Source organism: Mycobacterium sp. TH-M82 (assembly GCF_057473605.1).
In genome coordinates, this window is record NZ_JBYCKY010000661.1 from 1 (window position 1) to 9,806 (window position 9,806).

The window sequence follows — 9,806 nt, forward strand, 5'->3', positions numbered from 1 at the left end:
GGAAGTCCTCGCTCGAGCCGATGTCGTTGACGGCTACTTGCGGCGAGGTGACGGCGGGACTTGGCATATGGGGGGTTGCTCCGGACAGGTTGGGTCGCAGGGACGGGTGTTGTTTTTGTTTTTCTCGTGCATGCTGTGGCCCGCGATCTGATCGGGAGCTACCCGTCGAGGCTACTTGACTGGTTGCACGCTGGACAAACCGGTCGGGACGGTCAGGGACGGCAACGGTGCCCGCCACGTTCACGAGTGTGCAGCTGTTGCGAGAAAAACGCTGAAATTTCGCAAGGGCTTCACGCTCGTCGTCGTGGCGGTCCCAGCGGGCCTCCGGTGCGGCTAGTGCGCGGCGGTGTGCCAACTGTCGCCGTATCCGACCGACACCTCCAGTGGCACGTCAAGCGGGTAGGCGCCGCCCATCTTGTCGCGCACCAGCGCCTCCAGCTGCTCCTGCTCACCCTCGGCCACCTCGAACACCAGTTCGTCGTGGATCTGCAGCAACATCCGGGACCGCAGATTGGCCGCTTTGAGCGCCTTGTCGACGCTGATCATGGCCACCTTGATGATGTCGGCTGCGCTGCCCTGGATCGGCGCGTTGAGCGCGGCCCGCTCGGCGGCGTCACGGACCTGCCGGTTACCGCTGTCGAGTTCAGGCAGGTAGCGGCGCCGGCCCAGCAATGTGGACGTGTAGCCATCTCTGCGGGCCTGGTCGACGACGGCGTGCAGATAATCTCGCACCCGGCCGAACCGGGCGAAGTAGGCGTCCATCTGGCCTCTGGCGTCCTCGGCGGAGATCTTGAGCTGCTGGGACAGACCGTAGGCGCTCAACCCGTAGGCCAGGCCGTAAGACGTCGCCTTGACCCGGCGCCGCAGGTCGGGGGTGACCTCGTCGCGGGGCACGCCGAACGCCCGGGAGGCGATGAAGGAGTGCAGGTCCTCACCGGTGTTGAAGGCTTCGATGAGACCTTCGTCACGCGACAGATGCGCCATGATGCGCATTTCGATCTGGCTGTAGTCGGCGGTCATCAACGCGGCGAAGGGGCCGCCGGGGCCGTGTCCCACCACGAACGCGTCCCGGATCAGCCGGCCTTCCTCGGTGCGGACCGGGATGTTCTGCAGGTTGGGCTCGGTGGAGGAGAGCCGGCCGGTCGCGGCAATCGTCTGGTTGAACGTGGTGTGGATCCGTCCATCGGCCCCCACCGCTTTCAGCAGGCCGTCGACGGTCACTTTGAGCCTGGTGACGTCACGATGGGCCAGCAGGTGCCCCAGGAACGGGTGGCCGGTCTTTTCGAACAGTGACTGCAGCGCGTCGGCGTCGGTGGTATAGCCGGTCTTGGTGCGTTTTGTTTTCGGCATCTCCAACTCGTCGAACAGCACCACCTGCAACTGCTTGGGGGAGCCGAGGTTGATCTGCTTGCCGATCACCGCGTAAGCGGCCTCGGCGGCGTCGCGGATCTGGTCGCCGAACTGTTCCTGCAGTCCACCGAGGCGATCGACGTCGACGGCGATCCCGGCGGCCTCCATCTGAGCGAGCACCCGCTGCAGCGGCAGTTCCATCTCGGAAAGCAGCGCAGCCGAGTCGATGCCGGCCAGTTCGGTATCGAGCGCGTCGGCCAGGTCGACGACAGCCCGGGCACGCACGATCGCCATTTGGGCGGCCTGGCCGTCACCTATGTCATCTAGCAGTGAGAGTTGTTGCTGTTCAGCATTTTCCGCGCGAAGCTCACGGCGCAGGTAGCGCAGTGACAAATCGTCGAGGCTGAAGCTGCGCTGACCGGGGCGGACCAGGTAGGCGGCCAGAGCGGTGTCGGAGGTGACGCCCGCCAGCGTCCAACCCCGCCCGGCCAGGTCATGCATGGCCAGCTTGGCCTCGTGCAGCGCCTTGGGCTGGTCCGGGCCGGCCAGCCAGGCACCCACCGCGGCCTCGTCGTCGGCCGTCAGGGTAGCGGTGTCGACGTAGCCGCCGTTCCCGTCGGCGGTGGCGAAGGCCAGCGCGGTGGCGTCGCTGTCGTAGCTGAGGTGGCTGCCGACCACCGCCAGCCCGGCGCGGTGACCGTCGCTGGTGTGCTCGGCCAGCCACTGTCCGACCGTGCCGGGTGCCAGCGCACCGCCGCGCACGTCGAACCCCTCGTCGACTTCGGGGTCGAACCTTTTGAGCGTGTCGAAGAGCCGGTCGCGCAGCACCCGGAACTCCAGTTCGTCGAAGAGCCGGTGGATCTGCTCGCGGTCCCACGGCTGCAGCCGCAGCGCCTCCGGCGTTTGGCTCAACGGCACGTCGCGCACCAGATCGGTGAGTTCCCGGTTAAGCACCACCGTCGACAGGTTGGCGCGCAGCGTGTCGCCGGCCTTGCCGCGCACCGCGTCGACGTGGTCGACCAGGCCCTGCAGCGAGCCGTACTCGACGATCCACCTCGATGCGGTCTTCTCCCCCACCCCGGGGATACCGGGCAGGTTGTCGCTGGGATCGCCGCGCAGCGCGGCGAAGTCGGGGTATTGCTGCGGGGTGAGCCCGTACTTCTCCTGGACGGCCTGCGGGGTGAAGCGAGTCAGGTCGCTGACCCCTTTACGCGGATAGAGCACCGTCACGTCGTCGTCGACCAGCTGCAGCGAATCCCGGTCCCCGGTGACCACCAGCACCCGGTAGCCCTCGTTCTCCGCCCGGGTGGCCAGCGTGGCGATCAGGTCGTCGGCCTCGAAGCCTGGCTCGGCGACCACGGTGATCCCCAGCGCCGCAAGGATTTCCTTGGCGATGTCGATCTGGCCGCGGAACTCGTCCGGGGTGGTCTTCCGGTTGGCCTTGTACTCCGGGTAGCGCTCGGTGCGAAACGTCTGCCGGGACACGTCGAATGCCACGGCGACGTGGGTGGGTGCCTCGTCGCGCAGCAGGTTGATCAGCATGGCGGTGAACCCGTACACCGCGTTGGTGGTCAGTCCGCTGCGGGTCTTGAAGTTCTCCGCGGGCAGCGCATAAAAGGCCCGGAACGCCAGCGAGTTCCCGTCCAGCAGCAGCAGCGTCGGCCTGGCCGGAGTTTCTTCAGCGACTTTGCTCTTGGTGGTCTTGGCCGGGTTCACGGCCCCACTCTATGCACGCGCCGTGGCGGCCGGGCCGAACTGTAACACGTTGCAGTTTCGCTTCCGGTTGCCGGTACGCTGACAGCGTGTCCGCATCGTCCACGCAGCCGGCGATCGGCGGGTGGTTCGCCACCGACCACTCCGGCGCGCCCCATCTGATCGGCGCCAGATGCCCGCGGTGCGGCAGCTACGTCTTCCCGCCACGAGCCGCCGGCTGCCCGAACCCGGCCTGCGACGGCGACGTGCTGGACGCGGTGCCGCTGTCGCGGCGCGGCACACTGTGGAGTTACACCGAAAACCGGTATCCGCCGCCGGCCCCGTACCCGGCCGCCGCCCCGTTCGAGCCGTTCGCGATCGCCGCGGTCGAGCTCACCGACGAGGGCCTGATCGTGCTGGGCAAGGTCATCGAGGGCACGCTGGCCGCGGACCTGGAGGTCGGCATGGCGATGGAAACGACCACCATGCCGCTGTTCACCGACGACGACGGGGTCGAACACATCGTCCACGCGTGGCGGGTGGCCCCATGAGTCCGGAACCGCTGTACATCCTGGGTGCCGGTATGCACCCGTGGGGCAAGTGGGGTCACGACTTCACCGAATACGGGGTGGTCGCCGCTCGCGCCGCGCTGGCCGAGGCGGGCCTGGCCTGGCGGCAGATTCAGTTCGTCGCGGGTGCGGACACCATCCGCAACGGCTACCCCGGGTTCATCGCGGGTTCGACGTTCGCCCAGAAGCTGGGCTGGAACGGTACCCCGGTGTCGTCCAGCTACGCGGCCTGCGCCAGCGGCTCGCAGGCGCTGCAGAGTGCGCGCGCCCAGATCCTGGCCGGCTTCTGCGATGTGGCGCTGGTGGTCGGCGCCGACACCACCCCCAAAGGTGCCTTCGCCCCGGTCGGCGGAGAACGCCGCAACGACCCGGACTGGCAGCGATTCCACCTCATTGGAGCGATGAACCCGGTGTACTTCGCGCTGCTGGCCCGCCGCCGCATGGACATCCACGGCGCGACCGCCGGGGACTTCGCACAGGTGAAGGCCAAGAATTCCCGGCACGGTCTGGCGAACCCGAACGCCCGCTACCGCAAGGAGACCACCATCGAGGACGTGCTGGCCAGCAACATGGTCGCCGACCCACTGCGTCAGCTCGACATCTGCGCGACCTCCGACGGTGCGGCGGCGCTGGTAGTGGCAAGTGCGAAGTTCGCGGCTAAGCACCTCGGCTCGCTCGACGGCGTCCCGTCGGTACGTGCGGTCAGCACCGTCACCCCGCAATACCCGCAACATCTGCCCGAACTGCCGGACATCGCAACGGATTCCACCGTGGCGGTGGCCGCACCGAAGCGGGTGTTCAAGGATCAGATCCTCGACGCCGCCTACGCCGAGGCCGGTATCGGGCCGGAGGATCTGAGCCTGGCGGAGGTTTACGACCTATCCACCGCCCTGGAGCTGGACTGGTACGAGCACCTGGGGCTGTGCGCCAAAGGCGAGGCCGAGGCGCTGCTGCGCAGCGGCGCCACCACCATCGGTGGACGGATCCCGGTCAATCCGTCCGGCGGGTTGGCCTGCTTCGGTGAGGCGATCCCGGCGCAGGCGATCGCCCAGGTCTGCGAGCTGACCTGGCAGCTGCGCGGCCAGGCCCTCGGCCGGCAGGTCGAGGGGGCGACCGTCGGCGTCACCGCCAACCAGGGCCTGTTCGGGCACGGCTCCTCGGTGATCGTGGCACGGTAGTGCCCGGCCCGAGTACGCACAGTTGTACGCCAAAACACGAGAAACCCTCTACAGCCGTGCTCCTTCGTGCGGAGCAGGAGTCACAGCAACTCGTCGGGACGATCCCATCGCACCCCGAATCGCTCGAAATCGTTGTCATAGGAGACGATTCCGGCACGATGTTCGACGGCAAAGGCCGCCAGGTGGGCGTCGTTGACCAGATTTCCACCGGTGCCGATCCGGGCGAGCATCTCGGTGAGGATGTCGATATGCCGGGGGGTCGGACTTACGATCACCGCGCTGGATGCCGCTGTCCAGTCCGCGACCTGTCGCATCGCATCCTCCGGCCGCAGCGGGCGGGGAAACAAACCGTCTTTGGTAGAGAGCCGAACGAACGCCAGCAGCGGAACCCAGGCGAACCCAACACTGTCTGCCCCGGACAACGCACCGTCGAGCCAGCGCAACGAGGCCTCATGGTGTTCAGCAGCCGTGTTCACCGCGTACAGCAAAACGTTCGCGTCGGCGATCTTCATGCGCTCTTATCCGCCGCGTCGCTGCCGACGAATCAGCTCGTCGTCCTCCAGATCTGCGACGATCTGCAGAGCCCGGTCCAGGTTGACCGACGAAACACCGAGGTCGGCCGTCCGGGTGGTGAATTGCTGCGTTGCGCGCCCGGCAGCGCCGTCGCGGATGGCGTCGTTGAGCGCCTGCTTGAACGAAACCTGCCGTTCGGCCATCCGCCGTCGTATCAACTGCTGAACGTCATCATCCAGGGTCACAGTCGTGCGCATATGACAGCATAGCATCAGATTATTAGATGACATGCTGTCATGCGCTGGCGCCAGGGGTTGCCAACTGCTGGTCGGACCGGGATGCGGTCGACCGCGCGACGGGCTGCGGCGTTGAGGGCGGTCGGGGAATTCCTCGGCGCGCTGTGTCGGTCGGAGTTGGCGGCGCGGGTCGGGTTGGGGGTGGTGTTGCGGGAGCGGTTGGCCGCTGCCGAGTCAGCTTTGTCGTTGAAGTCCGGGTTGTAGCGCACCCCGGCTAAGGCCAAGACCGAAGCCCTCGCCGCTGCCCGCCGCATCGGCCTGGAAGTAACGCAAACCCCCAACGCGCTCACCATGCGTGAGGTTTCGCTCACGGTGGAGCTGACGTGTCGCCCGCGTCGGCGACGCTCGAGGCCGGAAGGATCCATCTGGTGGCATCCCGGCCAACGCAGTTCGACGCAGCGGCAGACCGCGCTGGCCGGGAGTCTATTCCGAATCCTGTTTCGGCAGCATCGATTCCAGTGCAGAGCGGGTGATTCTCCGAAACGCCCGCCGCGGCCGGTTGGCGTCCAGGATGGCCACCTCCAGGGTGCCCGGACCCAGATTCCGTGATTCCGAACCATTGCCGGCGTCAGTCTTCCTCAGTGCGTCGACCGCGATGCGCACCGCGTCAGCGAGCTGGGCGTTCTCGGTGTAGGACTCCTTGAGCGCGCCCGCGATCGGCTCGGTGACACCGCCCATCACCACGAAGTGTGGTTCGTCGGTGATCGAGCCGTCATAGGTGATCCGGTACAGCTCAGGGGGTTTCGTCTGTCCCTGATAGGCGACCCCGGCCACGCACAGTTCGACTTCGTAGGGCTTGGCCTGCTCGGTGAAGATGGTGCCCAGTGTCTGCGCGTAGACGTTGGCCAGCTGACGCGCGGTGACATCGCGGCGGTCGTAGGCGTAGCCGCGGGTGTCGGCGAACGTGATGCCGCCACGTCGGAGGTTCTCGAACTCGTTGATCCGGCCAGCGGCGGCGAACCCGACCCGGTCGTAGAGCTCGCTGATCTTCTGCAGTGACCGCGACGGGTTCTCCGCGACGAAGAGCACACCGTCGGCGTAGGCCAGCGCAACCATACTGCGACCGCGGGCGATGCCCTTGCGCGCCAGCTCGCTGCGCTCGCGCATCGCCTGCTCGGGCGAGATGAAATACGGGAAACTCACGTCTGACTCCCGGCATCGCCGGCGCGGGTTCGGCTTTGGATAACCTCGCGGGCCAGCTCGGCGATCCGCTGCTCGGAGACGTCAACCGCGCCCTGGGCGTCGATGGTGACTGCCGTCGGGAAAATCCCGCGGACCAGGTCCGGACCGCCAGTCGCGGAATCGTCGTCGGCGGCGTCGTAGAGCGCCTCGACAGCGACCCGCAGCGCGGAGTCAACATCGGCGACCCGACCGTAGAGTTTTTTCATCGACGACTTTGCGAAGATCGAGCCCGAGCCCACCGCCTGGTAGCCCTCTTCCTCGACGTTCCAGCCGCCGGCGGCGTCGAAAGACACGATGCGCGCTGCTTTCAGCGGGTCTGCATCGTCGATGTCGTAGGCGGCCAGCAGCGGCAGCGCGACCAAGCCCTGCAACGCCGCACCCAGGTTTCCGCGCACCATGATCGCCAGCCGGTTCACCTTGCCGGCGAACGTCAACGGCACGCCTTCGAGCTTCTCGTAGTGCTCCAGTTCGACGGCGTACAGGCGAGCGAACTCAACGGCGACCGCGGCGGTGCCGGCGATGCCGGTCGCGGTGTAATCGTCGGTGATGTAGACCTTCTGCACGTCCCGCCCGGCGATCATGTTGCCCTGCGTCGAACGCCGGTCCCCGGCGATGGCGACCCCGCCGGGATACTTGAGAGCGACGATGGTGGTGCCATGCGGAAATTGGCCGGCGCCTTCCGCCCCGCCGGCAGACTGGGCACCCGTGACACTCCCCGGCAGCAACTCCGGCGCCTGACGGCGCAGGAAGTCAGAGAACGACGACAGGTCTACCGGGTGGGATCCGAATCCGGGGGTTGGTGAATTAGCGGCCAGGTGATCACGAAACAGCCAGCTCACTGGCCGCCCTTTTGGACATACGCACGCACGAAGTCCTCGGCGTTCTCCTCGAGAACGTCGTCGATTTCGTCGAGCAGGTCGTCGGTCTCCGCGGCCAGCTTCTCGCGACGCTCTTGGCCGGCGGCGCCGTCAGCGAGATCCTCGTCGTCGCCGCCACCACCGCCGCGCTTGGATTGCTCCTGAGCCATCGCTGCCTCCTGCATCGTCTTCGGCGCCACATCACGCACTCGCCGATCTCCCCAGCCTACCGTCGACGTCCGTCTCGCCTGCGCTCAAGGCTCATCGGCGGGATCAGTTGGTGAGTTGTTCCACCAGTTCAACCGCACTGTTCACCGAGTCGAGCAGCGCCCCGACGTGGGCCTTGCTGCCACGCAGCGGCTCCAGCGTCGGGATGCGCACCAGCGAGTCACCACCCAGGTCGAAAATCACCGAGTCCCAGCTGGCGGCCGCGATATCTGCGCCGAACCTGCGCAGGCACTCCCCCCGGAAGTAGGCGCGGGTATCGATCGGGGGGTTGTCCACGGCTGCCAGCACCTGCTGCTCGGTGACCAGTCGCCGCATCGAGCCGCGGGCCACCAGCCGATTGTAGAGGCCCTTGTCCAACCGGACGTCGCAATACTGCAGGTCCACCAGATGCAGCCGGGACGCCGACCAGGCGAGGTTTTCCCGATGCCGGAACCCGTCCAGAATCCGCAGCTTGGCCGGCCAGTCCAGCAACTCGGCGCAGTCCATCGGATCGCGCTCCAGCAAGTCGAGCAGATGCGCCCAGGTCTCGACGACGTCGGCGGCACGCGGGTCAGGGTCACGACTGTCCACCAGCTTCGCTACCCGGTCGAGGTAGATATGTTGCAGCGCAAGGGCGGTCAGCTCACGGCCGTCGGCCAGCGCGACCGCGGTACGCAGCGACGGATCGCGGCTGATCGCGTGCACAGCATGCACCGGCCGGGCCAGCGTGAGGTCGGTCAGGTCGATCCCGTGTTCCGGGCCTTCCTCGATCAGGTCGAGCACCAGTGCGGTGGCGCCTAACTTCACATACGTCGCCGTCTCAGCGAGGTTGGCGTCGCCGATGATCACATGCAGCCGGCGGTATTTGTCGGCGTCGGCATGAGGCTCGTCACGGGTGTTGATGATGCCGCGTTTGAGTGTGGTCTCCAGCCCCACCTCGACCTCGATGTAATCGGCGCGCTGTGACAGCTGAAAGCCCGGTTCGTCTCCGGAAGGACCTATGCCGACCCGGCCGGCCCCGGTTATCACCTGGCGGGTGACCAAGAACGTGGTCAGACCGGCGATGACGGCCGAAAACGGCGTCTGACGGCTCATCAGGTAGTTCTCGTGCGACCCGTAGGAGGCGCCTTTGCCGTCGACGTTGTTCTTGTACAACTGCAGCTTCGCTGCCCCCGGCACGCTGGCCACATGCCGGGCCGCGGCCTCCATCACCCGCTCGCCGGCTTTGTCCCAGATCACCGCGTCGAGGGGATCGGTGCACTCGGGCGCGGAGTACTCAGGGTGGGCGTGGTCGACATAGAGGCGGGCGCCGTTGGTCAGTATCATGTTGGCCGCACCGACTTCGTCGGCGTCGACGATCGGCGGTGGACCCGTCGAGCGGCTCAGGTCGAAACCGCGGGCATCGCGCAACGGGGACTCCACCTCGTAGTCCCAGCGAGTGCGTTTGGCTCGCTGCAGGCCGGCGGCAGCGGCGTAGGCCAGCACCGCCTGGGTGGAGGTCAGGATCGGGTTGGCGGTCGGATCCGACGGCGAGGAGATGCCGTATTCGACCTCTGTCCCGATGATCCGTTGCATGGCGTCCAGCCTAAGTGACGTGCGTGAATCGCCGGTCAGCGCGCTGCCAGGCGAAAAACGCAATCGCGCAAGCTAGGACTGCTTACAGGTACTGGCCCAGGTTCGATTCGGTGTCGATGGCCCGGCTGGCGCTCGAGCTCTTGCCGGTGACCAGCGTGCGGATGTAGACGATCCGCTCGCCCTTCTTGCCCGAGATACGCGCCCAGTCATCGGGGTTGGTGGTGTTGGGCAGGTCCTCGTTCTCGGCGAACTCGTCGACGATCGAGTCCAGCAGGTGCTGAATCCGCAACCCCGGCTGACCGGTCTCCAGCACCGACTTGATCGCGTTTTTCTTCGCCCGGTCGACGACGTTCTGGATCATCGCCCCGGAGTTGAAGTCCTTGAAGT

The 9,806-nt window shown here is 66.8% G+C and carries 11 protein-coding genes and 1 pseudogene; 3 read left to right on the top strand and 9 right to left on the bottom strand.

Annotation, left to right across the window (positions count from 1 at the left end; genetic code table 11):
* Positions 1-67 (bottom strand): hypothetical protein (locus AC2VON_RS19385; RefSeq protein ID WP_486954414.1); only part of this gene is annotated, 67 nt, incomplete at its 3' end.
* A gap of 266 nt (positions 68-333) precedes the next feature.
* Complete coding sequence (polA, locus tag AC2VON_RS19390; RefSeq protein ID WP_486954404.1) at positions 334-3,066, bottom strand: DNA polymerase I; 2,733 nt, start codon at positions 3,064-3,066, stop codon at positions 334-336.
* A gap of 86 nt (positions 3,067-3,152) precedes the next feature.
* On the opposite strand from polA, the gene AC2VON_RS19395 reads away from it, so the two are divergent.
* Both AC2VON_RS19395 and AC2VON_RS19400 read left to right on the top strand, forming a co-directional pair.
* The gene (locus tag AC2VON_RS19395) at positions 3,153-3,593 is read left to right on the top strand and encodes a Zn-ribbon domain-containing OB-fold protein (RefSeq protein WP_486954405.1); all 441 of its coding nucleotides are present in this window, start codon (positions 3,153-3,155) and stop codon (positions 3,591-3,593) included.
* Positions 3,590-4,789 carry a lipid-transfer protein gene (locus AC2VON_RS19400; protein ID WP_486954406.1) on the top strand — a complete coding sequence of 400 codons (1,200 nt, stop codon included), beginning with the start codon at positions 3,590-3,592 and terminating at the stop codon, positions 4,787-4,789. Before AC2VON_RS19395 ends, AC2VON_RS19400 begins: the two co-directional genes overlap by 4 nt.
* 80 nt (positions 4,790-4,869) lie before the next feature.
* On the opposite strand, the gene AC2VON_RS19405 is transcribed toward AC2VON_RS19400, so the two are convergent.
* Together AC2VON_RS19405 and AC2VON_RS19410 are read right to left on the bottom strand one after the other, a co-directional pair.
* Positions 4,870-5,301, bottom strand: a complete 432-nt coding sequence (locus AC2VON_RS19405; protein ID WP_486954407.1) for a TA system VapC family ribonuclease toxin — start codon at positions 5,299-5,301, stop codon at positions 4,870-4,872.
* Positions 5,302-5,307: 6 nt separating this feature from the next.
* On the bottom strand, positions 5,308-5,559 hold the full coding sequence (locus tag AC2VON_RS19410) for an antitoxin (protein ID WP_486954408.1): 252 nt from the start codon (positions 5,557-5,559) through the stop codon (positions 5,308-5,310).
* Between the two features lie 39 nt (positions 5,560-5,598).
* On the opposite strand from AC2VON_RS19410, the gene AC2VON_RS19415 reads away from it, so the two are divergent.
* Positions 5,599-5,802 (top strand): hypothetical protein, encoded by a 204-nt coding sequence (locus AC2VON_RS19415; protein WP_486954409.1) that lies wholly within the window; start codon positions 5,599-5,601, stop codon positions 5,800-5,802.
* 219 nt (positions 5,803-6,021) lie between these two features.
* Here the strand turns inward: AC2VON_RS19415 and prcA are convergent, their stop codons facing one another.
* From prcA to AC2VON_RS19440, 5 genes and pseudogenes are all read right to left on the bottom strand, one after another.
* Positions 6,022-6,741 carry a proteasome subunit alpha gene (gene prcA / locus AC2VON_RS19420; RefSeq protein ID WP_486954410.1) on the bottom strand — a complete coding sequence of 240 codons (720 nt, stop codon included), beginning with the start codon at positions 6,739-6,741 and terminating at the stop codon, positions 6,022-6,024.
* Positions 6,738-7,619, bottom strand: a complete 882-nt coding sequence (gene prcB / locus AC2VON_RS19425) for a proteasome subunit beta (protein WP_486954411.1) — start codon at positions 7,617-7,619, stop codon at positions 6,738-6,740. The genes prcA and prcB overlap by 4 nt, the downstream gene beginning before the upstream one ends.
* Positions 7,616-7,807 (bottom strand): ubiquitin-like protein Pup, encoded by a 192-nt coding sequence (locus AC2VON_RS19430; protein WP_486954412.1) that lies wholly within the window; start codon positions 7,805-7,807, stop codon positions 7,616-7,618. The genes prcB and AC2VON_RS19430 overlap by 4 nt, the downstream gene beginning before the upstream one ends.
* A gap of 103 nt (positions 7,808-7,910) precedes the next feature.
* Positions 7,911-9,419: a depupylase/deamidase Dop gene (dop, locus tag AC2VON_RS19435; RefSeq protein WP_486954413.1), complete on the bottom strand. Its 1,509-nt coding sequence runs from the start codon at positions 9,417-9,419 to the stop codon at positions 7,911-7,913.
* An 82-nt stretch (positions 9,420-9,501) separates the two neighbouring features.
* Positions 9,502-9,806, bottom strand: a pseudogene (locus AC2VON_RS19440) (proteasome ATPase); the annotation flags it as partial.